Source organism: Mesorhizobium sp. J8, assembly GCF_016591715.1.
Lineage (GTDB): Bacteria > Pseudomonadota > Alphaproteobacteria > Rhizobiales > Rhizobiaceae > Mesorhizobium.
In genome coordinates, this window is sequence record NZ_AP024109.1 from 5,626,665 (window position 1) to 5,650,126 (window position 23,462).

The window sequence follows — 23,462 nt, forward strand, 5'->3', positions numbered from 1 at the left end:
AGGTCAGATCGTTTCGCGCAGGTGATAGGATTTTGGCCGGGTCAGATTGTCGTAGCCGATGGCCGAGAGCGCCGCGCCCTTGCCGGTGTCCTTGACGCCGGTCCACACCAGCGCCGGGTCGAGATAGTCGCAGCGGTTCATGAACACGGTGCCGGTCTCGACGCGGTCGCCTATGGCGATCGCGCGCTCCGTGTCGCGCGTCCAGATCGAGGCCGTCAGCCCATAGGGACTGTCGTTCATCAGCGCGACCGCCTCCTCGTCGTCGCGCACCTTCATGATGCCGACGATCGGGCCGAAGCTTTCCTCGCGCATCACGCTCATCTGGTGATCGACCTCGGTCAGCACTTCCGGCGCCAGATAGGGCGAGCCCGGCTTGTCGTTCTCGACCTTCATGTTGATATGCGCGGTCGCGCCCTTGCGCAGCGCCTCGGCCTTCTGCTCGCGGATCAGGTCGGCGAAGCGCGCCTGCGCCATCGGGCCCAGGGTCGTCGCCTGCTCCAGCGGATTACCGACGACATAGTTCTTCGTCTCTGCGATGAAGCCTTCGACGAACTCGTCATAGACCTTCTCATGCACATAGACGCGCTCGATGCCGCAGCAGCACTGGCCGGAATTGTAGAAGGCGCCGTCGACAAGATTGGCGACCGCGTGGTCCAGCTTGGCGTCGGGCAGCACATAGGCGGGATCCTTGCCGCCAAGCTCGAGGCCGAGCGTCATGAAGGTGCCGGCCGCGGCCTTCTCGATGGCGCGGCCGCCGCCGACCGAGCCGGTGAAGTTGACATGGTCGATCTTGCCGGAGCCGAGCAGCTTCTCCGTCTGGGCGTGGTTCATGACCAGGTTCTGGAACAGACCCTTGGGCAGGCCGGCCTTGTCGAAGGCCTGCTGGAAGCGCTCGCCGACCAGCAGCGTCTGCGCGGCATGTTTGAGGATGACGGCGCTGCCCGCCATCAGCGCCGGCACGATGGTGTTGACCGCCGTGAGATAGGGATAGTTCCACGGCGCGATCACCAGCACGACGCCGAGCGGCACTTTCTTCACATAGCGGCGGAAGCCGTCCTTCGGATTGGAGGCCATGACCGGCTTCAATGCCTGCTCGGCGATCTCCACCATGTAGGTGGTGCGTTCCTTGACGCCGCCGAACTCGCCGCCATAGCGCACCGGCCGCCCCATCTGCCAGGCGATCTCGGGCACGATCTCGTCGCTCATGGCGACCAGCGCCTCCAGCATCGCCAACATGTATTTGCCGCGCTCGACGACCGGCGTCTCTGCCCACTTCTCCTGCGCCGCCCTGGCCCGCTCGACCGCGGCGTTGATCGCCTGGTCGCTGGCGACGGGCCGTTCGGCATAGATCGAGCCGTCGATGGGGGATTTCAGTTTCACGGTTTCCAAGAAGACGTCTCCAAATCAACAAGGTACTGTTTTGACGAAGCCGGCGGCGCCATAGGCAAGGATGGCGCGATCACGGGTGATGATTTCCAGGTTCCTCGAACGCGCCGTCGCTATGATAATCCGGTCCGTCGGATCGTTGTGAACGGCGCCAGGCAGGAACGAGGACTCCACCAGAAGCTCGCTGTCGATCCCCTCCACACTCGCTGCGCCGGCTTTCACGAACCCTTCGAACCAGGCGAGCGGCGACTTGATGAACGGAAGCCGGCCCTTGGAGACGAGCATTCCGATTTCCCAAGCCGACATGACCGAAACGGCGATGATGCCACCGTTCTTTCGCGTACTGGCCACCTTATCGACCGCCGCTCTTGCGATCGGCTGTTCGGTCGAGAGCCACAGCATGAAGCACGTGTCCAGCAATATCCCGTCAGTCGTCATACACTTTGCCCCAGTCCGGGTCCGCGGGGGCGGTGTAGTCGACGTCCGGAAGAAGCGTGAGCGTTCCGGCCATGCATCCAAACAGCGGATCGGCGCCCCGAGGCGGCACGATATACTCCTCACTCTTGCCGCTCATATTCGGAGCATTCTTGAAATCCACCTTGTCCTCCATGAAGCCTGCCCGGCGCCCCGAACTCCCCTCTCCGGCCCGCTCGCCGGCAGACTTGGAAGAGGCTTGAGCACTTCCTTGCGGAGCACGTCGAAAGACCAGACTCTCGCCGGCGATATTGACCGACTCTGTCTGGAACCCCGCAGCCAGCCACTCCTTTGTCATCGGATTGTTGCTGGGATTGTTGCTCCACCAAGCCGGATACCGCTTGGACGCCGGCAGCTTTTCCCCAAGCAGCTTCTCGATATCGCCGAACGACATGGGAACCCGCTCGCCGGTTTGAGCCATCAGGTACGAACGCAAAGGCGAATACTTCCCCATTTTCACGCTCCTGAACTTAACGAGCCAACTACAGCTTTAATTAGGTTCAGTCAACGCTGATTACAGCTTTAGTAGCGCTCGAAGCCTCGGTGCAGTTCCCAATCCGTTATGCGGCGATCGTATTCGAACTGCTCCCAGCGGGCGGTGTGCACATAGTGCTCGATCACGTCGTCGCCGAAGGCCTGCTTCAGCATCTTCGACTTGGCCAGCGTCTCGGTCGCATCGCGCAAGGTCTTCGGGATCTCGGGCAGGCGCGAGGCCTGGTAGGCGTCGCCGACGAAGGGCTTCTGCAGCTCCAGCTTCTCGTCGATGCCGGCGAGGCCGGACGCGATGAGCGCGGCGAAGGCGAGATAGGGATTGAGGTCGGCCCCGCCGATGCGGCACTCCATCCGGATGCCCTTGGTGCCTTCGCCGCAGAGCCGGAAGCCGGCGGTGCGGTTGTCCTCGCTCCACATGATCTTGGTCGGCGCGAAGGTGCCAGCCTGGAAGCGCTTGTAGGAATTGATGTAGGGCGCCAGGAACCAGGTGAACTCCTTGGCGTATTTGAGCTGGCCGGCCGCCCATTGCTGACCGAGGGCGGACAGCGTCCAATCGGCCTTCTCGTCGAAGAACAGCGGCGTCTTGCCGTCGGCGCTCCACAGCGAATTGTGGATGTGGCTGGAATTACCGGCGAGGCTATAATTGTATTTGGCCATGAAGGAGATGGCCTTGCCCTCGGAGTCGGCGATCTCCTTGGCGCCGTTCTTCAGGATGACGTGGCGGTCGGCCATGTCGAGCGCCTCGGCGTAGCGCACATTGATCTCTTCCTGGCCTGGACCCCACTCGCCCTTGGAGTTCTCGATCGGGATGCCGGCGGCCTCCATCTCGTTGCGAAGCCGGCGCATGACGCCTTCTTCCTTGCTGGTGATGCCGATCTGGTAATCGCCGATATAGGGCGAAGCGCTGTCCAGCCCCTGCCAGTGCTTCTTGCGGGCGGACTCGTAGGTCTCGCTGAACAGATAGAATTCGAGCTCGGAGGCGAAATAGCCGATATAGCCGCGCTCCTGCAGGCGCTTGACCTGCTTCTTCAGGATCGCGCGAGGTGAGTGGGCCAGATCCTCATGCGTGTGATGATCGAGCACGTCGCAGATGACCAGCGCCGTCTTCTCCAGCCACGGAATGCGCCGCAGCGTCGACAGGTCCGGCTTCATGACGAAGTCGCCATAGCCTTTGGACCAGCTCGCCGCCTTGTACCCCGGCACCGGCTCCATATCGATGTCGCAGGCGAGCAGATAGTTGCAGCCATGCGTCTCGCCATGCGCTGAGTCGACGAAATACTGGGCCAGGAAGCGCTTTCCCGCGAGCCGGCCCTGCATGTCGATGATGCAGGCCAGCACCGTGTCGATCTCGCCGTTCGAGACCGCTTTCTTCAACTGATCGAACGAGAAATTCCCGGCCATTCCTTTGGCGCTCCAGTGCTTGTCGATTTGAGGGAGAAACGAGGCCATGGCCGGCACTGCGCCGGCCATGGCCGTGAAGCGAAGTCTCAGTGGCCGGTCTCGCCGACCGCCTGTTCGGCCGCCTTGATCGCCGCCTGGCGAGCAGCGATGATGTCGCCGAGCGGCGGACCCTGGAAGCGGTTGCGCTCGAAGGCGAACCAGACGATCGCCGTCAGGAGGAAGAAACCGACGGTGATGTAGAGAGCCCAGTCGTTCGGCGGCTGGATGCCGATGACGAAGATCAGGATCATCGACACGATCGACAGGAAGGCGAACAGCATGAAGATGCCGCGCCCCATGTTCCACGGCCCCATCTTGTCCCACTTCGGCGTTCCCCAGGCCATCATGCCGAGCACGATCGGCACGGTGAAAGAGAGGAACAGGAAGATGACGGTGCAGGACACCACGATCGTATAGGCCGAGGTGCCGGCGACCGAGACCACCGACGAACCCCACACGAACAGCACCGACAGGATCGAGGCCGTCCAGATCGCCGCCACCGGCGTGCGGTAGGTCGGGCTGACCTTGGCAAGCGCCGCCGAGCCCGGCAGCCCGCCGTCGCGCGAGAACGCGAAGATCATGCGCGAGGCGGAGGTGACCGTCGCTAGGCCGCACAGGAGCTGCGCCAGGAACACGACCAGGTAGACGAACTCCTTGAGGCCGGACGGGACGCGCTGGTCGAAGGCCCAGAAGAACACGTTCCAGCCCTGCTTGGCCGCATCGTCCATGTTCGGGATCATCAGCACGAAGGCGGCAAGGAACAGGTAGCCGAACAGCGCCGACCAGATGACCGACATCACCATCGCGCGCGGCACGGAAGACGCCGCCTTGATGGTTTCCTCCGAGGTGTGCGCGGAGGCGTCATAGCCGGTGATGGTGTAGATCGGCAGCAGCAGGCCCAGCGCGAAGACCCAGGCGTTCGACACTTGCGGCCACACGCCGCCGCCGGCGTCACCGGAGTAGTTATGGAAGGTGAAGAGGCGGCTGAAGTCCCAGGTTTGGGCAAACAGCAGGCAGACCACCGCGATCAGGATCGAGCCGAAGAAGATCAGATAGCCGGAGAAATCGGTCAGCTTCGCCGTCAGCTTGATGCCGAGATGGTTGATCAGCGCCTGGGCGCCGGTGATGATGACCAGGAAGATCATCTGGTTGGTCAGCGTGCCCTCGATGCCGAGCGCCGGACCGAAGGCGCCGACGAAGAAGGTCCAGGTGCCGACATTGATGGCGCCGAGCACGGTGATCAGGCCGAGCAGGTTGAGCCAGGCCGTCACCCAGCCGGTGCCGCGATTGCCGAGGATCGAGCCCCAGTGGTAGAGGCCGCCGGCCGTCGGATAGGCCGAGCTGATCTGCGACATGGCGACCGCGAAGGTGAGCGACACGAAACAACCGACGAGCCAGCCGATACCGATGCCGATGCCGCCGGCGCCCGACGTCGCCTGCGCCAGCGAGTTGATGCCGCCGGAAAGGATGCAGATGATCGAGAAGGAAACCGCAAAATTCGAAAAGCGGCTGAGGCGCCGCTCCAGTTCCTGGGCATAGCCCATGCTGTGAAGGACCTGAATATCCTTCGCCTTATCGACTTCGGTATAGTCGTCTGCTGCCATTTGGAAGTCCCCTTAATTTCTTAGCTGGCCGATTGTACTGACTTTCCCATTGCGCTTTGTCGGGAGCCCTTGGCCTCCTCGGGCTCCAGATTCGAAAATATGCCCGTGAGCAGATCCGCCCATTTCCGCTGCCCGGTCTCGCCGGCGATTTCGTCGTTGCGGATTTCGATCATTGCGCAGGCAAGGCCGCGCGAACGCGCGTGCCGTTCCAGCGTGAAATAGACACGGTCGGCCGGCGAATAGGGTTCGTTGACGCCGACGGTGACGCCGGCAAGCCGCCGCAAAGCCGCGACCAGGGGCTTCGCCAGGCGGCGGTCGTCATCATGGATGATGCCGATATGCCATGGCCGGCTCTTACCCTTGTAGACCGGCGTGAAAGAGTGCACCGACACCAGACGCGTCTCCTGGCCGCGCGCCAGCCGTCGCTCGACGGTCTGAGCGATCGTGTCGTGGAACGGGCGCCAGGCCAGGTCGATGCGCGCGGCGCGCTGCTTGTCGGAAAGACCGGCGTTGCCGGGAATGACCGTCGTCTCGCTGACCGGCGGCACGAGGTCGGGCGCGTCGAGCGGCCTGTTGCAGTCGATGACGAGCCGCGACACTCGGGTCTCGACCAAGGTGGCGTCGAGCGCCTCAGCCATGCGGCTGGCGACGGGAAGCGCGCCGGGATCCCAGGCGATGTGGCGGGAAAGGTCTTCGATGGGCAGCCCGAGCGTGCCGAGTTCGGCGGGCAGGAAGTTCGAGGCGTGGTCGCAGGTGAAGACGAAGGGACTCGAACCGCCAGGGTTGGTCACCCTTACGGTCTCCGACGGTGCAAGGCTGGCGGGCCGTGCTTTCTCCATACTGCCGTCCCCTCGGGAGCGCTGTATCTTATGTTACGTATTTTGCCTCATTGCGTCCCGGTGAATGATTTCATACAGTTTAAACGGCTTTGTCAAACGCGAATTCGGGAAAACGGCGGCGGCGGGTCAACAGGCGGGGGAAAACCATGATTTCCAGCATTGCCGAACTGATCTCGGACCGCATCGGGGCGATGCCGGCGGGCGAGCGCCGCGCGGCCCAGACGCTGATCGCCAACTATCCGCTGACCGGACTGAAGACGGTCGCCGAATTCTCGGCCGCGGCCGGCGTGTCCTCGCCGACGATCCTGCGCTTCGTCGCAAGGCTCGGCTTCCAGAACTACCCCGAATTCCAGTCGGCGCTGCAGGACGAGTTGGCCGCGCAATTGCAATCGCCGGCTTCGCGCACGCTGGATCCTGGCTCGTCCGGCGGCGCCGTTTCGCCGATGCTCGAGGCGACGCTCGACAACATGCGCGAGACCTTCCGCCACCTTAGCGACAAACAGCTCGCCGACATAGCCGCGCGGCTTGCCGAGCGGCGCGGCAAGACCTTCCTCATCGGCGGCCGTTTCACCGATCCGCTGGCACGCTACATGGCCGCCCATCTCGCCATCATCCAGCCGGATGTCTATCACCTCGCCGGCCAGGAGAGCATCTGGCGCGACCGCCTGATCGACATGGGCAAGCGCGACGTTCTGGTGATCTTCGACATCCGCCGCTACCAGGAAAGTCTCGTCCGCTTCGCCGAGAAGGCGCATCATCGCGGCGTGCAGATCATCCTTTTCACCGACCAGTGGCTCTCGCCGATCGCCCGCTTCGCCCGCCATGTGATCGCCGGGCGCACCGCCGTGCCTTCGGCCTGGGATTCGTCGGCCGCTCTGTTCGTCGTCGCCGAAACCCTGATCGGCGCCGTGACAAGGCAATTGGAAGCGGCCGGCGCCAAGCGCATCCGCGACCTGGAGAGCCTGCGTTAGACCATGTTCCCGAAAAGTGGGAACCGGTTTTCGGAGAAAGATCATGCTCCAACAAAGGGTTAGATCGTGAGCGCGATTCAACGAAACGCGCCATCACGATCTAGACGCTGCTTGGCCGCTTCGTCACAAGAAGCGTGAGCTGAAAGAAGCCGCGTATATCGACGCAAAGCCGGCCGAATAGGCTATTTCAGCAACCGGCCCTCGATCGACCAGCGCGCCGCCAGGAAGTTCAGCACGGCCGCAACCACGACGCCGATGATCTTGGCCGGCCACACGCCGATGGCCCCTGCCAGGGCAGCGATCGACAGGCTCGAAACGCCAAGCGAGATCAGCGCGCCCAGCGAGACGAAGCGCAGGAAGGAGTGGTGCAGCCGGATGCCGGGGTCCCGCTCGAAGGACCAGAAGCGGTTCGCCACGAAGGAGAAGAGCACCGCGACGAACCACGCACAGACATTGGCGGCCAAAGCCGGCACCGCGAGCTTGAGCAGCAGGAAGAAGGCGGCGAGGTCGATACCGGTGTTGACCAGTCCGACCAAGGCGAAACGGACGATCTTGTTGCCGGTCGAACGCGGCGGCTGGCCGGCGCTCATGCCTTGCCGTCCATCACGCGCGCTCCGGCCTTGTCGAGGCTGGCGCCGAAATCGTCGGACCTCAGAACCGTGAACTCGACCTCGCGCACGCCTTGCATCGGGTCCCGCACCCGCAAAATGTCATCGACACGGCCCGGATGGCACATGAACAGACCTTGTTCGGGCAAGGTGTCGACCGCGCCGCGCAGCGTCACGGCGAATTTCTCCGGCTGTCGCCAGTCATAGATGCCGGAAAGCGGCGTCATGACGCTGAAGCCCGCCCGCCGCATCGCGCTGTTGAAGCCGGCGGCCAGAGCGGCGATCGCCGCGATCTTGGCCGCCGCTGCATCGAGGCCCGGAAGCCCGGGCGAGCCGCGCAGCGCCGGCTTGTGTGTGCTCCCCGCAAACCGAGCGAGCAACCAATTCCGCACGGCAGGAAGAAAATGCACATGCTGGTGTCCGTCGATATGGTCGGGCGGGCCAGCCAGCGCTTCGGTGAAGCGGTCGTATTGGGCATCGAGCTCGGCATGAATGTCCCGCTCCTCGATGCGCCCGCGCCGCACCGGCAGCGCAAGGGCGGCGAGCCCGGGCAACTTTCCTTCCGGGGCCAGGCTGGACGAACCGGTCACCGCGATCTGATCGGTGAGGGTCAGGTGCAGTCCAATGGCCGCCCGTCGGCGGAACGGCCTGATGCGCGCTGCCGCCTCTTCCCATTCGGGAAAGCCGGTCATGCAGCTGGTCCCGGTCAGACGGCCGCGCTCGATGAGATCGAGGATCGCGCCCGACACCCCCGGCGCCAGGCCGTAGTCGTCGGCGATCAGGCGGATCGGCCTGGTCATCTGTCGGGAGCAGCCTGCTCGGCGGCATTGCCATGCAGCACGTCGCGCACGATGTAGACGGGCCGGTCCTTGCTTTCGCTGAGCGTGACCCAGACATATTCGCCGATCAGGCCGAGCAGGGCCAGGTTGAGGCCGCCAAAAAGCACGACGGCGACCATGATGCTGGGATAGCCGGGCACGGCGATGCCGTAGAACAGGACTTCGAAGAGCACCTTCACGCCATAGGCGAGACCGGCGAATGCCGTCAGCAATCCGATGAGGCTGATGACGCGCAGCGGGATCACGGAAAACGAGGTGAACCCTTCAAGCGAGAACGCGATCAGGTTGAACCTGGTCCATTTCGACGTGCCGCCGGCGCGGTTCTCCGGCGAGTAAAGCACCGCCTTCTGGCGGAAGCCGGCCCAGGCGAACAGGCCCTTGTTGAAACGCCGCTTGTCGCGCACGCTGGTCAAGGCGCGGGCCACCGCGCCGCGCATGACGCGGAAGTCTCCGGCATTTTCCGGGATATCGAAGCGCTGGCTGCTGTTGATCAACTTGTAGAACAGCCGCGCAAGCTGGCTGCGCCGCCAGCTCCCCTCGCGCCGGTCGTTCTGCGCATAGACCACGTCGATCTGCGGATTTTCGACCAGCTCGCCGATCATCTTGAGACTGATGTCCATGGAGTGCTGGAGATCGGAATCCATGATCAGGACCATGTCGCCGCGCGAATGGTCGAGGCCGGCGAGCACGGCCGCTTCCTTGCCGAAATTGCGGCTCAGCCGCACGATCTCCCAGGAACCCGACAACGCCGCGGCGAATGTCTCGGCGCTGCCGTCGCGGCTGCCGTCGTCGATGAGTATCTTGCGGACCGTCATGCCGAAGCGCTCCACCACGGCCGCTTCCAGCCTGTCGAGCAGCCCGACAAACGCGATGGCGGATTCGGCCTCGTTGAAGAACGGCGCGATGATGTCGAGCATCTCAGCCATGCGCGACGGCTCCGGCGGCAGGCACCTTGCGTCTATCTTGCGTCCAGAACCAGCCGACTAGCACCAAGGCGACGACGCTGATGCTGACCGGCCGGAACCACGGGTGGAAAAGATCGTGCAGCCGGCCATCGATGCTGGTTAGTCCGGTGACGAAGAGGAGCGCCGCCAGCGACCAGAGCACGGCCCCGGCTCCCTTCTCCCGCCAAAGCAAGGCGATGGAGAGACCGGCAGGCACCGCCACCATGGCATAGGTGTTCTGCTCGACCCGCGGATTGAAGACGCACATGTAAAAAGCCGCCGTGAGGAAGATGGCGAGCCCGCTGGCGCCCGGATCCAGTCGACGGTCGAACTGAAGCACCGCCCAAAGCGTAAGCAAACCGGCCACGACGCGCACGATCGTCGCCACGGATTCAGGGATCGGCATCCCAAGCCTCGTGAAAGGCGCTGTGAAATCGGCCGGGACGAAGGGCCCGGTCGGATCGACCGCCATCGAAGTCAGCATCCGGAAGAAATCGTGGTACTGGGCGTTGATATAGCCCGCGGACGCAAAGCCATAGGGGATGGCGAGCACGACAAGGACCGCCAACGCCAGCACCGGTATCAGCCTGGGACGCAGCGCTCCCGCCAGAAGCAGCATGATGATCGCCGTGGGCTTGGCGATGATCGCGAGCGATGCCCAGAAGAAGCATTCGGCCCGTCGCCCCTCGAGGGCCGACAACGTGAGGAACCAGCACGCCCCGGTGAGCAGGATCGTTGCCTGGCCGTTGCGAAGTGCTGCCAGCGACACCGGCAAGGCTAGGAAGAGCCCGAAGGACAGCAGCCATGTCTGCTCCTCGCCGCCAAGCTTGCGCACCTGGCGCATCGCGGCAAAGGTCAGGACGCCGAAGCCCAGCATGTGCCACAAAACATTGCCCAGATACGGCCCGAGCTTAAATAGCGGAGCATAGAGGACGGCGAAAGCGGGAGCGTAGAGGTATCCCATGGCGACTTCGACCTGATACAGCGGCTGGCCGCTCAGAAACGCTTCGCTGCCATGTCTATAGATATGGACCACCGAACGCGTGGTGGGCGACCACAGCACCAGGCCAAGCACGACCAGAAACGACCCGACCCATAGCCAAAATCCCAAACGGTCGAAAACCGGCTTGGTTACCATCATAGCGCACCCCGCATCCGGCCAGGACGGCTTTCCCATCGCCGCTTGGCCTCAAGCGCCGGCCAGATATCACAACGAAATGAAATAGAACATCCGAGTGTGGCTGGTACCGGCGCGACGGAAGGACGTTGGAACGGCGACATTTTTCCGCCGCCCCACCGTCGATCACGACTTTGTGCTCGAAGGCGGTGGCTCCGATCCGACCCGTTGCCATCGGCCGCCGGGTTGCTCAGGGTTTGATGAACACCTTTCCGTTGGGCTTGGCGAGCTCGGCCGGCAGCCGCGCCATCGCCTCGTCCAGCGGCACGACCGCCGTGACGTCGGTCGACCAGCGCCCGTCGGAAAATCGCTTCTGCGCTTCCAGGACCGCCGGACCCAGCCTGTCGCGGAATTGCCGCATCCATTCGGCCAGCCAGAAGCCCTCGACACGCTTGTGCTGGAAGATCAATTGACCGGGCTCGCGGATCACCGTCGGCTCGGCGTCGAGCCTTCCATAGACGATCCAGCGCGCGCGCTTCGGCATGGCGGCGAAGATGGCGGACGCCAGCGGGCCGGTGACGGCGTCGAGGAAAATGCGTGGCTGCTCGGCCTTCATTGTCTCGCGCAGTGCCACCTCGAAATCCGCCGCCTTCTCTTTGAGCACATGGGCGGCGCCGAGCTTCTTCAACAACGGGATCTGCTCGTCGCGGCGCACGGTGACGATCGGCCGGAAACCTTCTTCCTTCGCCAGCCCGACGATCAGCTTGCAGAGCTGGCTGGCGCCGGCCGTCATGACGAAAGCCTTTTCGCCTTCTTCCCTGACGATGTCGAACATGGCCAGCGCCGTCAGCGGATTGACGATCATCGCCGCGCCATCCTCGTCGCGCACCGTATCGATGAGCGGGATGCAGGACGCCGCCTCGGCGACGGCATAGTCCGCCCAGGCGCCCCAGTTCGAGACGCCTGTGGCGAAGGCGACGCGCTTGCCCGCAAGGCTTTTTGCGTACGGGTCGTCGCCCGTGGCGACGACGATGCCGACGCCCTCGAAACCCGCCGGCCGACCCTTGACCCGCGGCTGGCCGTACTGGCCCTTGATGAAGGCGATGTCGGACGGATTGACCGAGGCGAGGCTGACCTTGATCAGCGCCTGTGTCGGCCCAGGTGCCGGCACGCCTATGTTGCCGGGCTGGAGGTAAGGCTCCATGGCTTCGAGCGCTGCCGTGGAAGGTGTCTTCGCATAGCCGTCGTCGACAAGCAGCAGGCCCCGCATTTGCGATGGAAGCGTCATGGCCGTCAGACCTTTTCCTGCGTGTATTTCTTCAGCTCCGTGCGGGCCACCTGGCGTCGGTGCACGGCGTCCGGCCCGTCCGCGAGCCGCAATGTCCTCAGATGTGTCCAGGAGCGGGCGAGCGGCGTGTCTTGGCTGATGCCTTGCGCGCCGAACATCTGCACCGCCTCGTCGGTGACCTTCAGCGCGACGCGCGGCGCCACCACCTTGATCTGGCTGATCCAGGGCGCGGCCGCGCGGGCGTCTCCCTGGTCGATCATCCAAGCGGCCTTGAGGCACAAGAGCCGCGCCATCTCGATCTCCATGCGGCATTCGGCGATGATGTCGAAATTGGCGCCGAGCTTTGCCAATGACTGGCCGAAGGCCTCGCGCCGCACCGAGCGCTGGCAAAGCATCTCAAGCGCCATCTCCGCCTGGCCGATGGCGCGCATGCAGTGATGGATACGGCCGGGGCCGAGCCGTCCCTGCGCGATCTCGAAACCCCTGCCCTCGCCGAGGATCAGGTTCGCCGCCGGCACGCGTACATTCTCGAATCTCAGATGCATATGGCCATGCGGCGCGTCGTCGTCGCCATAGACCTGCATCGGCCGCAATTTGGTGATGCCCTTGCTGTCGGCGGGCACCAGGATCATCGAATGCCGGCGATGCCGCGGTTCCTCGTCCGATCCGGTCTTGACCATGACGATATAGATGGTGCAGCGCGGATCGCCGGCGCCCGATGCCCACCATTTCTCGCCGTTGAGCACATAATCGTCGCCCTGACGCTCGCAGCGCATCGATATATTGGTGGCGTCCGATGACGCCACGTCCGGCTCGGTCATCAGATAGGCCGAACGAATCTTGCCCTCGAGCAGCGGCTCCAGCCAATCGCGCTTGTGCGCATCCGAACCGTAGCGCTCCAGCACCTCCATGTTGCCGGTGTCGGGCGCCGAGCAGTTGAAGGTCTCGGCGCCGAGATGCGCCTTGCCCATCTCCTCCGCCAGATAGGCGTATTCGACGGTGGACAGGCCGTAGCCGCGCTGGGAATCGGTGAGCCAGAAGTTCCACAGGCCGCGTTCACGCGCCGTCTTCTTCAAGCCTTCCAGGATCTCCGTCTGCCTGGACGTGTAGGCCCAGCGGTCGCCGCCCTTGCCGACTTCGGCAAGGAACTCTTCGCCGAGCGGGGCGATCTCGTCGCGCACCATCACCGCCACGCGCTGGTGGATCGGCCTCAGCCGCTCGGTCATCCCGAGATTCATGTCCGCCATCGCTTTAGCCTTTCCGAAGATAAATCTTTACCCGTGGCAAGGATGACCGTACTTCGGCTAGCGTTGTCAACGCGAGTCCTTGGGCGTGTCTTTCGGCGCGTCCCCGGCCGGGCAGGATGCGGAGAAACACGATGAGCTATCTGGACAAGCTGTTCTCGGTCGCCGGCAAGACCGCGCTGGTGACGGGCGCGGCGACCGGCATCGGCCGCATGGTGGCGACCGGGCTGGTGCACGCCGGCGCTCATGTGATGATCGCCTCGCGCAAGGGCGAGGATTGCGCGAAAGTCGCCAACGAATTGAACGCGCTCGGCGGCTCCGGCCATGCCGAGGGCTTTGCCGGCGACGTGTCCAGCGAAGCGGGGATCGCTGCTTTGGTGGCTGAGGTCAAGGCGCGCACGGAGCGCCTGCATATTCTGGTCAACAATGCCGGCATTTCCTGGGGCGCGCCGCTGCAGGATTTCCCTTACCACGCCTGGGCCAAGGTGTTCGGCGTCAACGTCACCGCCGTCTTCCACCTGACCCGGGAGCTTTTGCCGCTGCTCGACGCGGCGGCAAGCGACGAGGACCCGGCCCGCGTGATCAATCTGGGCTCCGTGATGGGCACCCAGCCGTTGGCCGACGACGCCTATTCCTACACCGCCTCCAAGGCCGCCGTGCATCATTTGACGCGCACGCTGGCGATCGAGTTCGCCGCCCGCCGCATCACCGTCAACGCCTTTGCGCCGGGTCCTTTCCAGAGCCGCATGACAGCCTTTGCCACCGCGACCGAGGAGCAGGCGAAACATGTTGGTAACCATGTTCCGCTCGGTCGTATCGGCGTGGCGGATGACATTGCCGGCGCAACGCTTTATTTGTGCAGCCGTGCCGGAAGCTACGTCACCGGCGCCATCCTGCCGATCGACGGCGGCCAGTCGGTGCAGCATGGAATGACTTTGTTCAAGGAATAGGCCCGATTGAAGGAATCGGGCGAGGTTCAAGGAATAAGGCGTCCGGTTCAAGAAATCGTAATCCGGGCGGGGGTGCGGAGGACATCAGCGTGGAACCGATCAGTCTCGATACGCTTCTGGCGAGCGTCGGCAAGGAGGTCGGCGTCTCGCCCTGGCGAACCGTCACGCAGCGCATGATCGACCAGTTCGCCGATGCGACCGACGACCACCAGTTCATTCATTGCGATCCTGAGCGCGCCAAGCGCGAGACCCCGTTCGGCGGCACCATCGCGCATGGCTTCCTGTCGCTGTCGCTCTTGTCGGCAATGACCTTCGAGACCATGCCGCCGATCGAAAACACCAAGATGGGCGTCAACCATGGGTTCGACACGCTGCGCTTCCTGGCCCCGGTGAAGACCGGTTCTCGCATCCGCACCCGCTTCGTGCTGGCGGACGTCAAGGTGCGGCCGTCCGGCTGGGTGCAGACGGCGCATGACGTGACCATCGAGATCGAAGGTTCGAAGAAGCCGGCGCTGACGGCGCGCTGGCTGACCTTGACGCTGATCGAGCGTCAGCCCGAGAACGCATGACCGGCGAGGCCGGTGCCATAGACCAGGCGGCGCTTGCGCCCTATCTCGAGGCGCATGTTCCGGGCTTTGCCGGCCTTTCCGCGATTGAAAAATTCAAGTCCGGCCAGTCCAATCCGACCTATCTTCTGACCGCCGCCAGCGGCCGCTATGTGCTGCGCGCCAAGCCGCCGGGACAATTGCTGAAATCCGCGCATCAGGTCGACCGGGAATTTCGGGTGATGCGGGCGCTTGCCGGCACGGCGGTGCCGGTGCCGCGCATGCTGCATCTGTCGGGCGAAGACTCGCCGATCGGCCGCATGTTCTACGTCATGGAATATGTCGACGGCCGCATCTTCTGGGATCCGTCGCTGCCGGACGTTTCCGGCAATGAAGAGCGCGCCGCGATCTACGATGCGATGAACGCGACGCTTGCCGCCATGCACGACGTCGATGTCGACGCCGCCGGCCTTGGCGATTTCGGCAAACCCGGCAGCTATTTCGAGCGCCAGCTTGCGCGTTGGGCCGGCCAGTACCGCGCCTCCGAAACCGAAACCATAACCGATATCGACAGGCTGATTGCATGGCTGGAAACGCATATGCCGGCCGATGACAGCCGCGTTTCGCTTGTCCATGGCGACTACCGGCTGGACAACGTGATGTTCGCGCCGGACGTGCCGAAAGTCATCGCGGTGCTCGACTGGGAGCTGTCGACGCTCGGCCACCCCTTCGCCGACCTCGCCTATCAATGCATGCAGTGGCGTCTGCCCCATGCCTCGGGTTTCCGCGGCCTCGGCGGCGTCGACCGCACGGCTGCCGGCCTTCCTTCCGAGGAGGCCTATGTCGCAGCCTATTGCACACGGCGCGGCATTGGGAACATCGACAACTGGACCTTCTTCCTCGCCTTCTCCTTCTTCCGGCTGGCGGCGATCTGCCAGGGCGTCTACCGCCGCGCGCTGGACGGCAACGCCTCCAATCCGGAAAAGGCAAGGACCTATGGTGAGGCAGTAAAACTGCTTGCCCAGCTTGCGGTCGAACTGATCGACGATAATCGCTGAACAAGGAGAGCCGAGCGATGGGCCGTTTCGATGGAATGACGGTGCTGATCACCGGCGCGACCGGTGGTCTCGGCAGCGGCGCGGCAAAGGCCTTCGCCGCTGAGGGGGCGCGGCTGGTGCTCTCCGATCTGGACGAGGCAGCACTCGGTGGTTTCGCCGCAACGCTCGACGCAGAGACCGCTCACCTTGCCGGCAATATCGCCGATGAAAAACTCTCGGAGGACCTGGTGAAGCTTGCCATGCAGAAGTTCGGCCGGCTCGACATCGCCGTCAACAATGCCGGCATCGTGCACAGCTTCGTGCGCCTGCCGCAGGTGTCCTCGGAGGAGGCGCGCCGCGTGGTCGAGGTCGACCTGCTCGGCGTCTTCTATGCCATGAAGCACCAGATTCCGCAGTTGGAGCGGCAATTCAAGCAGAGCGGCAAGGGCGGTGTCATCGTCAACATCGCTTCGGTTGCCGGCCTCTCGGGCGCGCCGAAGCTGTCGGTCTATGCCGCCGCCAAGCACGGTGTCGTCGGGCTGACGCGCTCGGCGGCGGTCGAATACGCCAGCAAGGGCATCCGCATCAATGCCGTCTGTCCGGCGCACACCAGGACGGCGATGGTCGACGGCTTCGTGCGTTTCACAGGGGCGCCCGAAGCCGAAGCGCTTGCCGAACTCACGCGCGGCGTGCCGATGAAACGTGTCGGCGAAGTCGGCGAGATCATCGCCGGCATCCTGTTCCTTGCCGACCCTGGCAACTCGTTCATGACCGGCCACACGCTGGCGCTCGATGGCGGCATTGGCGCGATCTGAGGACGCCGGGCGCGGCTTGCGCCCGCAACCCGTGTTAACCGAAGAGTCCGAACGGACGTTGCGGAACCGGAAGGCTCCCTTGTCCGTTTCCGTACAGCGTATATAATTCGCCAGGCAACCAACGACAAAGGCAGCGGACATTGACGCTGAGCGTTCAGAAACGCCGCGAGAAACAGAAGGCGGAGCTTCGCTCGGAACTCGTCGCGGCGGCTCACAAGCTGGTGCAGGAAGAAGGCTACGAGGGCCTGACCATCCGCAAGCTGGCCAAGCGGGTCGGCTACGCGCCGATGTCGGTCTATTCCTACTTCGCCGACAAGCAGGACATCCTCTTCGCGCTGGCCGAGGATGCCTTCGAGACGCTGGCGCGGCGCATCGAGGAGCATCCCGCCGACGACCCCGTCGAGGCGCTCAAGGCGGTGATGACCGAATACGCCGCCTTCGGGCTTGGCAACCCTAATGAGTACCGCACCGTCTTCATGACCGAGAAGACCAGGCTGCCGGAAGGCCGCAGCTATGAGGACATGGAGGAGGGCAATCCGGCCATGAGGGTGCTGATCAAACGCGTCGAGGCCTGCGTTGCCGCCGGCAAGCTCAAGGGCGACCCGCGCGCCATCGCGACCATGCTGTGGACCGTCGGTCACGGCACGATTTCGCTTTTGATCACCTTTCCCTTCTATCCTTTCGGCGACCCTCAGGCCTATGTGAGACGGATGTGCGATTTCATGCTGGCCTCATTGTCGGCGCGGGATATCCCTCCGCTCACCGAAACCCCGATAAATTGCTGATCGCCACAGCTGTTTTTGCGCTCCCATCGGCTTGATTCGGCGCGGCGAGTTCTTACGTTCAAAAAAAGTTGTCGTACGCGTACAGATTTCGTCTTGAAATTCAGCTCCAGTCACCGTATCTGTACGCTATATCGTACATGTACGAAAAGAGATGACTGGAGACGGAAAATGAAGAAGACCATCCTCGCTCTCGCCGCCGTGCTGGCTTTCTCCGGCGCCGCTCTTGCCGGTACGCATCAGCCGGCTAAGCATGCCCCGGCAGCCTGCGTCCAGACCAACACCAATGTGATTCTTGATTGCACCGCGACCGGCTCGGTCGAAAAGGCGGACGCCAACAAGACCCAGACCAAGAGCCCGCGCCTCGGCATCGATGTGAACCCGTGGTTCGTGCCCGGCCTGTAAGCGCTGGAGCAATTCCGGAACAGAGCGGTTCGCCGTTTCCGTGAACGGTGAAGCGCCCTACCGGCAAATCAACGAAAACGGGCGGCACTTGGCCGCCCTTTTTCATTCTGCCTGAAGTCCGATTGACTGCCGCGACGGCGCTACTTCTTGCGCGACTTCATTCCGGGCACGGCCTTGGCCTTGCCGGGCTTTGCCGGCCCGCCGGGGATGGAAGTGCTGGTGACCGATACCGGATCGCTGGCCGGAAACGTGTCTTCGAGGCCTTCCTCGAGCTCCTCTTCCTCAACCTCGCGATGCCTTTCCTGCTCCAGCGAACGGACTGCCGCTGTCTTCTTGGGTGACTTCGGCGCGGATTTGGATGGCATCGGCAATCTCCCTCGCGAGCTGCGGAAACGGCCAGCGCCGGCGATGGTTCCTGCTGCGCGGCTTTCCGACAGCGCAGTGTGAAGATCAGTTCGCCGCGTCGCCCGCCGCTTCCGACAGCAGAGTAAAGACATAGTCCGAGAAGGAACGCCAGCATTCCACCCGGAACGCATCGGCCGCGCTGCGCAACAGCACGATTTCGGATTTGCCGAGAATGGTGCGCGAGGCAGCACCCACCGGGAAAGCCTCGAGCGACAGGTCCTGCGGACAGCCCGAATTGACCGTCGCCGCGGCGGCAGGTCCGACGACCGAAATCCCGACATTGCGGTGCGAGATGCCGACCGCCGAGTGCAGCGCCGTCACCTTGGCGCAATCGGCGAGCGGATCGCCGCCGGCCTCGTCGATGATCAGCCATTCGTCCGGCCCGAGCCACAGCGCCGTGCGCCCGTCTTTCGAAGCCGAGGTCTTCGGCCTTGCCGGCAGCGTGAGGCCGAGCGCCTTGGAAAGCGCGGCAAGCGACGCCTGCGGCGCGCGCAGCGAGATGCGTTCGGCCGGCGGCAGCATCTCCACTTTCACGCCCGGCGCTGACAGCGTGCGGCCGGCAAGCGCGGGACGCCGCTCGACCGAGGCTTCAGCGGCTTTTGTCTTGGCGGCGGCCTTAGCCATTGAGGCGTTCTCCCTTCTCGTCGACGAACACCATGCCGGTGACTTCCACCTCGATCGTGCCGTTCGGCATCGGCACGTAGAGCGTCTCACCCATACGGTCGCGGCCGCCGGCGACCAGCGCCAGGGCGATCGAACGGCCGCAATTCTCCGACCAGTAGCTGGAGGTGACGTGGCCGATCATCTTCATCGGGATCGGCTGCTTCGGATCCGCGACGATCTGCGCGCCCTCCTCCAGCACCACCTTCGGGTCCTTGGTCTTGAGGCCGACAAGCTGCTTGCGGCCCTTCGCCACAAGATCCGGGCGGGTCAGGCCGCGAATGCCGACGAAGTCGGTCTTCTTCTTGCCGACCGCCCAGTCGAGCCCGGCATCGTTCGGCGTCACCGTGCCGTCGGTGTCCTGGCCGACGATGATGTAGCCCTTTTCGGCGCGCAGCACGTGCATCGTCTCGGTACCGTAGGCGGTCGCGCCATGCTTCTGGCCTTCGGCCCACAGCGCTTCCCACACGGCCTCGCCGTAGTCGGCCGGCACATTGACCTCGAAACCGCGCTCGCCGGTGAAGGACATGCGGAACAGCCTTGTCGGCACGCCGCAGATCCTGCCCTCGCGCACCGACATATGCGGCATCGCCTCGTCCGACATGTCGATGCCTTCGACCAGCGGCGCGATGATGTCGCGCGACTTGGGCCCCTGTACCGCGATCACCGCCCATTGCTCGGTGATCGAGGTCAGCCAGACATTGAGATACGGGAACTCGGTCTGGAGGTAATCCTCCATATGGTTCATGACGCGCGGCGCGCCGCCGGTGGTCGTCGTGACGTGGAATCGGTCCGGCGCCAGTCGGCCGACGACGCCGTCGTCATAGATGAAGCCGTCCTCGCGCAGCATGATGCCGTAGCGGCAGCGGCCGGTTTCGAGCTTCTCCCACGGATTGGTGTAGAGCAGCTCCATGAACTTCGCCGCGTCCGGCCCGACCACCTCGATCTTGCCGAGCGTCGAGGCGTCGAACAGGCCGCCCACTTTTCGCACCGTCACGCATTCGCGGTTGACGGCGGCGTGCATGTCCTCGCCGGCCTTGGGGAAGTACCAGGCGCGCTTCCAGTTGCCGACATCCTCGAACACCGCGCCCTGGCGCGCCGCCCATGGATGGATCGCCGTACGGCGGGTCGGGTCAAACAGCGCGCCGCGCGCATGGCCGACGATCGAGCCGAAGGTGACCGGCGTGTAGGGCGCGCGGAACGTGGTGAGGCCGACCTGCGGGATCGGCTTGCCGAGTTCCTCGGCGGCGATCGCCAGGCCATGCATGTTCGACGTCTTGCCCTGGTCGGTCGCCATGCCGTTGGTGGTGAAGCGCTTGACGTGCTCGATCGAGTGCATGCCTTCATGCACCGCCTGGCGGATATCCTTGGCGGTAACGTCGTTCTGGAAATCGACGAAGGCCTTGACCGTGGTGCCCGGCCCGGCGCCGGGCGCAGCGCCCAGCATGCCGCGCGACCAGCTCTCGCCGGCGTCGACCTTCGGCTTGGCGCTCTTGCCGGCCTTGCCGCCGGCTTCCTTCGCCGCCTTGGCGCCGGCCGCATAGGCCTCATCGATCGTCGCGTCCAACCCGTCCGTGCCGTTGCAGGCGCCGACCGAGACGCAGTCCTGCGCATAAGTGCCGGGCACGAAGCGCCTTGTCTCGTCGTTGAAGGCGACCTTGCCGCGCGACTGCGAGAACAGATGCACCGACGGCGTCCAACCGGCCGACATCAGGATCGCGTCGACCGGGATGGTCCGCCCGCCGCCGCCATTCTTCGGCTGCACGGTCATCGACGACACGCGTAACTTTCCGCCGGCGCTGACCACCGCGCGGCCGAAATTGATCTCGATGCCGAGCGCCCTCGCCTCATCGATCACCGCTCCCGAGGGATTGTCGCGAAGGTCGACGATCGCCGCGACATTGATGCCCGCTCTCTTGAGGTCGATCGCGGCGGCATAGGCGGAGTCATTCGCCGTATAGACGCCGACATTCCTGCCGACCGCGACGCCATAGTGGTTGAGGTAGGTGCGCGCCGCCGAAGCCAGCATCACGCCCGGACGGTCGTTGTTGGCGAACACCATGTGGCGTTCGATGGCGCCGGTCGCGATGACGACGCGATTGGCACGCACCTGCCACAGGCGTTCGCGCGCCAGCTCGCGGCCCGGGCTCTTGAGATGGTCGCTGACCCGCTCGACCAGGCCGACGAAATTCTGCGCGTAATAGCCGAAGGCCGTGGTGCGGGAGAGCACCCGCACATTGCCCATCGCCTTTAGCTGCGCGATCGCCGCTTGCGCCCAGGCGTAGCCGTCCTGGCCGTCGATCCTGGCGCCGCTCTCGAAGCGCAGGCTGCCGCCGAACTCGCCCTGCTCATCGGCGAGGATCACCCTCACTCCCGTCTCTGCCGCGGCAAGGGCGGCTGCAATGCCGGCAGCGCCGCCGCCCAGCACCAGCACTTCGCAATGCGCGTAGCGCGAGGCATAGTGATCCGGGTCCGGCTTTTCGGGCGAAACGCCGAGGCCGGCCGCAGCGCGGATCTTCGGCTCGTAGAGATCCCTCCAGGCCCATTTCGGCCACATGAAGGTCTTGTAGTAGAACCCGGCCGAGAACATCGGCGATGCAAGGTCGTTGACGGCGCCGACGTCGAAAGCGAGCGACGGCCAGCGATTCTGCGAATTGGCGATCAGCCCGTCATAGAGCTCCTGCACGGTGGCGCGCACATTCGGCGTCTTGCGCGCATCGTCGCGCACGATCTGCACCAGCGCGTTGGGCTCTTCCGCGCCCGCCGACAGGAAGCCGCGGGGGCGGTGATACTTGAACGAACGGCCGACCAGATGCACGCCGTTGGCGAGCAGCGCCGAGGCGAGTGTATCGCCCTCGATGCCTGTGTAGGACTTGTCGTCGAAGCTGAAAGAGGCGGTCCTGGCCTGGCTGAGGCGACCGGCGCCGGAGATACGGAAGGCGGCGTTCATTTCGAGGCTCCAGGCAGCTTCGCGGGCTTCGGCTCGCCGGCCTTGTAGGTCATGACGAACTTGTCGGTGACGGTGTCGCGAACCGCGTTGAAGAAGCGCGCGCAGCCATGGATGTGCCGCCAGCGCTCATAGATGACGCCCTTGGGATTCGCACGGATGAAGAAGAATTTCTCGAAATCGTCGTCGCTCTCGGCGGCAATGTTGGTCGGGCGCGCGATATGCGCCTCGCCGGCGTTGCGGAACTCGAGTTCCGGGCGCTCTTCCTCGCAATAGGGGCAGCGGATGAGAAGCATCTGGGTGATCCTAAAACTTGCCGTGACCGGCGCACGCGCCGGCCGATTGATCGCAAAACAGCTGAGCTGGCATTAGTGCGCCACCGCCGCCGCTGCCGCCTCGTCGATGAGACGGCCGGTGCGAAAGCGCTCGAGCGTGAACGGCGCGTTGATCGGGTGCGGCTCGTCCTTCGCGATCGTGTGCGCAAAGACGTTGCCGGAGCCGGGCGTCGCCTTGAAACCGCCCGTGCCCCAGCCGCAATTGACGTAAAGCCCCTTGACCGGCGTCTTTGCCAGGATCGGCGAGCGGTCCGGCGTGACATCGACGATGCCGCCCCAGGAGCGCAGCATCTTCATGCGCGTGAAGATCGGGAACATCTCGCAGATGGCGTCGAGCGTATGCTGCAATATGTGCAGGCCGCCGGTTTGCGAATAGGAGACATATTGGTCGGTGCCGGCGCCGATGACCAGCTCGCCCTTGTCGGACTGCGAGATATAGGCGTGCACCGTGTTCGACATCACCACGCAAGGCACCACAGGCTTGATCGGCTCCGACACCAGCGCCTGCAGCGGATAGCTTTCGAGCGGCATGCGCACGCCGGCCATGTTCATGATGACCGAGGAATGGCCGGCCGCGACCACGCCGACCTTCTTGGCGCCGATGAAGCCGCGCGTCGTTTCCACGCCGCTCACCGCGCCGTTCGCCGCCCGCTTGATGCCGGTGACCTCGCAATTCTGGATGATGTGCACGCCGCGCGCCGAAGCGCCGCGCGCATAGCCCCAGGCCACCGCGTCGTGACGCGCCGTGCCGCCGCGCCGCTGCAGCGCCGCGCCCATCACCGGATAGCGCGCATCCTTGGAGATGTTGAGCGGCGGGCAGAATGCCTTCGCCTCTTCCGGCGTCAGCCATTCATTGTCGATGCCGTTGAGGCGGTTGGCGTGGATGTGGCGCTTGAACACCTGCACGTCATGGACGTTGTGCGCAAGCATCATGACGCCGCGCGCCGAATACATGACGTTGTAGTTGAGCTCCTGGCTGAGCCCGTCCCACAGCTTCAGCGCATGGTCGTAGATGCCGGCGCTTTCGTCATAGAGATAGTTGGAGCGGATGATGGTGGTGTTGCGGCCGGTGTTGCCGCCGCCGAGCCACCCCTTCTCCAGCACCGCAATGTTGGTGATGCCATGCTCGGTCGCCAGGTAATAGGCCGTCGCCAGGCCATGCCCGCCGGCCCCGACGATGATGACGTCGTATTCCTTCTTCGGCTCGGGCGAGGTCCACTGCTCTTCCCAGCCCTTGTGGCCGCGCATCGCCTCGCGGGCAATGGCGAATACCGAGTATTTCTTCACGTTAAGCCTCGCGCCAAAAATCGCGGATGTGGTTCGGGCCTTTCCCGT

The 23,462-nt window shown here is 64.3% G+C and carries 24 protein-coding genes; 7 read left to right on the forward strand and 17 right to left on the reverse strand.

The genetic code is table 11. The features are described from left to right. Positions 1-3: 3 nt before the first annotated feature. The 6 genes from MJ8_RS26975 to MJ8_RS27000 all read right to left on the reverse strand — a co-directional run bounded on the left by MJ8_RS26975 (position 4) and on the right by MJ8_RS27000 (position 6,235). Complete coding sequence (locus MJ8_RS26975; protein WP_201411654.1) at positions 4-1,389, reverse strand: aldehyde dehydrogenase family protein; 1,386 nt, start codon at positions 1,387-1,389, stop codon at positions 4-6. A 15-nt stretch (positions 1,390-1,404) separates the two neighbouring features. Continuing rightward, a complete protein-coding gene (locus MJ8_RS26980; RefSeq protein WP_201411655.1) occupies positions 1,405-1,824 on the reverse strand; it encodes a type II toxin-antitoxin system VapC family toxin in 420 nt (139 codons plus the stop codon). After that, positions 1,814-2,314, reverse strand: coding sequence for a hypothetical protein (locus tag MJ8_RS26985; protein WP_201411656.1), 501 nt, complete (start codon positions 2,312-2,314; stop codon positions 1,814-1,816). Before MJ8_RS26985 ends, MJ8_RS26980 begins: the two co-directional genes overlap by 11 nt. Before the next feature lie 68 nt (positions 2,315-2,382). Next, positions 2,383-3,753: a glutamine synthetase family protein gene (locus MJ8_RS26990; RefSeq protein ID WP_201411657.1), complete on the reverse strand. Its 1,371-nt coding sequence runs from the start codon at positions 3,751-3,753 to the stop codon at positions 2,383-2,385. An 86-nt stretch (positions 3,754-3,839) separates the two neighbouring features. Next, positions 3,840-5,396: an amino acid permease gene (locus tag MJ8_RS26995; protein ID WP_201411658.1), complete on the reverse strand. Its 1,557-nt coding sequence runs from the start codon at positions 5,394-5,396 to the stop codon at positions 3,840-3,842. Positions 5,397-5,416: 20 nt separating this feature from the next. After that, positions 5,417-6,235, reverse strand: coding sequence for an N-formylglutamate amidohydrolase (locus MJ8_RS27000; RefSeq protein ID WP_201411659.1), 819 nt, complete (start codon positions 6,233-6,235; stop codon positions 5,417-5,419). A 146-nt stretch (positions 6,236-6,381) separates the two neighbouring features. Between MJ8_RS27000 and MJ8_RS27005 the strand changes: the two genes are divergently transcribed. Then, positions 6,382-7,206 carry a MurR/RpiR family transcriptional regulator gene (locus tag MJ8_RS27005; RefSeq protein ID WP_201411660.1) on the forward strand — a complete coding sequence of 275 codons (825 nt, stop codon included), beginning with the start codon at positions 6,382-6,384 and terminating at the stop codon, positions 7,204-7,206. Positions 7,207-7,388: 182 nt separating this feature from the next. Here the strand turns inward: MJ8_RS27005 and MJ8_RS27010 are convergent, their stop codons facing one another. From MJ8_RS27010 to MJ8_RS27035, 6 genes are all read right to left on the reverse strand, one after another. Further along, positions 7,389-7,796 (reverse strand): GtrA family protein, encoded by a 408-nt coding sequence (locus MJ8_RS27010; RefSeq protein WP_201411661.1) that lies wholly within the window; start codon positions 7,794-7,796, stop codon positions 7,389-7,391. Further along, the gene (locus tag MJ8_RS27015) at positions 7,793-8,614 is read right to left on the reverse strand and encodes a ChbG/HpnK family deacetylase (protein ID WP_201411662.1); all 822 of its coding nucleotides are present in this window, start codon (positions 8,612-8,614) and stop codon (positions 7,793-7,795) included. The genes MJ8_RS27010 and MJ8_RS27015 overlap by 4 nt, the downstream gene beginning before the upstream one ends. Then, complete coding sequence (locus MJ8_RS27020; RefSeq protein WP_201411663.1) at positions 8,611-9,579, reverse strand: glycosyltransferase family 2 protein; 969 nt, start codon at positions 9,577-9,579, stop codon at positions 8,611-8,613. Before MJ8_RS27020 ends, MJ8_RS27015 begins: the two co-directional genes overlap by 4 nt. After that, positions 9,572-10,738, reverse strand: a complete 1,167-nt coding sequence (locus MJ8_RS27025) for a glycosyltransferase 87 family protein (RefSeq protein ID WP_201411664.1) — start codon at positions 10,736-10,738, stop codon at positions 9,572-9,574. The genes MJ8_RS27020 and MJ8_RS27025 overlap by 8 nt, the downstream gene beginning before the upstream one ends. Before the next feature lie 226 nt (positions 10,739-10,964). After that, complete coding sequence (locus MJ8_RS27030; protein WP_201411665.1) at positions 10,965-12,002, reverse strand: zinc-binding dehydrogenase; 1,038 nt, start codon at positions 12,000-12,002, stop codon at positions 10,965-10,967. Positions 12,003-12,007: 5 nt separating this feature from the next. Beyond that, positions 12,008-13,249 (reverse strand): acyl-CoA dehydrogenase family protein, encoded by a 1,242-nt coding sequence (locus MJ8_RS27035; RefSeq protein WP_201411666.1) that lies wholly within the window; start codon positions 13,247-13,249, stop codon positions 12,008-12,010. A 131-nt stretch (positions 13,250-13,380) separates the two neighbouring features. Here MJ8_RS27035 and MJ8_RS27040 point away from each other — a divergent pair, with 131 nt between their 5' ends. The 6 genes from MJ8_RS27040 to MJ8_RS27065 all read left to right on the forward strand — a co-directional run bounded on the left by MJ8_RS27040 (position 13,381) and on the right by MJ8_RS27065 (position 17,780). Beyond that, on the forward strand, positions 13,381-14,196 hold the full coding sequence (locus tag MJ8_RS27040) for an SDR family oxidoreductase (protein ID WP_201411667.1): 816 nt from the start codon (positions 13,381-13,383) through the stop codon (positions 14,194-14,196). 89 nt (positions 14,197-14,285) lie between these two features. Further along, positions 14,286-14,765 carry a MaoC family dehydratase gene (locus MJ8_RS27045; protein ID WP_040990165.1) on the forward strand — a complete coding sequence of 160 codons (480 nt, stop codon included), beginning with the start codon at positions 14,286-14,288 and terminating at the stop codon, positions 14,763-14,765. Next, on the forward strand, positions 14,762-15,799 hold the full coding sequence (locus MJ8_RS27050) for a phosphotransferase (RefSeq protein ID WP_201411668.1): 1,038 nt from the start codon (positions 14,762-14,764) through the stop codon (positions 15,797-15,799). The genes MJ8_RS27045 and MJ8_RS27050 overlap by 4 nt, the downstream gene beginning before the upstream one ends. Before the next feature lie 17 nt (positions 15,800-15,816). Continuing rightward, positions 15,817-16,593: an SDR family NAD(P)-dependent oxidoreductase gene (locus MJ8_RS27055; protein ID WP_201411669.1), complete on the forward strand. Its 777-nt coding sequence runs from the start codon at positions 15,817-15,819 to the stop codon at positions 16,591-16,593. Positions 16,594-16,733: 140 nt separating this feature from the next. After that, a complete protein-coding gene (locus MJ8_RS27060) occupies positions 16,734-17,378 on the forward strand; it encodes a TetR/AcrR family transcriptional regulator (RefSeq protein ID WP_201411670.1) in 645 nt (214 codons plus the stop codon). 168 nt (positions 17,379-17,546) lie between these two features. Then, a complete protein-coding gene (locus tag MJ8_RS27065; RefSeq protein ID WP_201411671.1) occupies positions 17,547-17,780 on the forward strand; it encodes a DUF680 domain-containing protein in 234 nt (77 codons plus the stop codon). 140 nt (positions 17,781-17,920) lie between these two features. Here the strand turns inward: MJ8_RS27065 and MJ8_RS27070 are convergent, their stop codons facing one another. From MJ8_RS27070 to MJ8_RS27090, 5 genes are all read right to left on the reverse strand, one after another. Continuing rightward, a complete protein-coding gene (locus MJ8_RS27070; protein ID WP_201411672.1) occupies positions 17,921-18,145 on the reverse strand; it encodes a hypothetical protein in 225 nt (74 codons plus the stop codon). 85 nt (positions 18,146-18,230) lie between these two features. After that, positions 18,231-18,809: a sarcosine oxidase subunit gamma gene (locus tag MJ8_RS27075; protein ID WP_201411673.1), complete on the reverse strand. Its 579-nt coding sequence runs from the start codon at positions 18,807-18,809 to the stop codon at positions 18,231-18,233. Continuing rightward, positions 18,802-21,795, reverse strand: coding sequence for a sarcosine oxidase subunit alpha (locus MJ8_RS27080; RefSeq protein ID WP_201411674.1), 2,994 nt, complete (start codon positions 21,793-21,795; stop codon positions 18,802-18,804). The genes MJ8_RS27075 and MJ8_RS27080 overlap by 8 nt, the downstream gene beginning before the upstream one ends. Next, positions 21,792-22,088 (reverse strand): sarcosine oxidase subunit delta, encoded by a 297-nt coding sequence (locus MJ8_RS27085; protein ID WP_040997306.1) that lies wholly within the window; start codon positions 22,086-22,088, stop codon positions 21,792-21,794. The genes MJ8_RS27080 and MJ8_RS27085 overlap by 4 nt, the downstream gene beginning before the upstream one ends. Before the next feature lie 72 nt (positions 22,089-22,160). Further along, a complete protein-coding gene (locus MJ8_RS27090) occupies positions 22,161-23,414 on the reverse strand; it encodes a sarcosine oxidase subunit beta (RefSeq protein WP_201411675.1) in 1,254 nt (417 codons plus the stop codon). Positions 23,415-23,462: the final 48 nt, after the last annotated feature.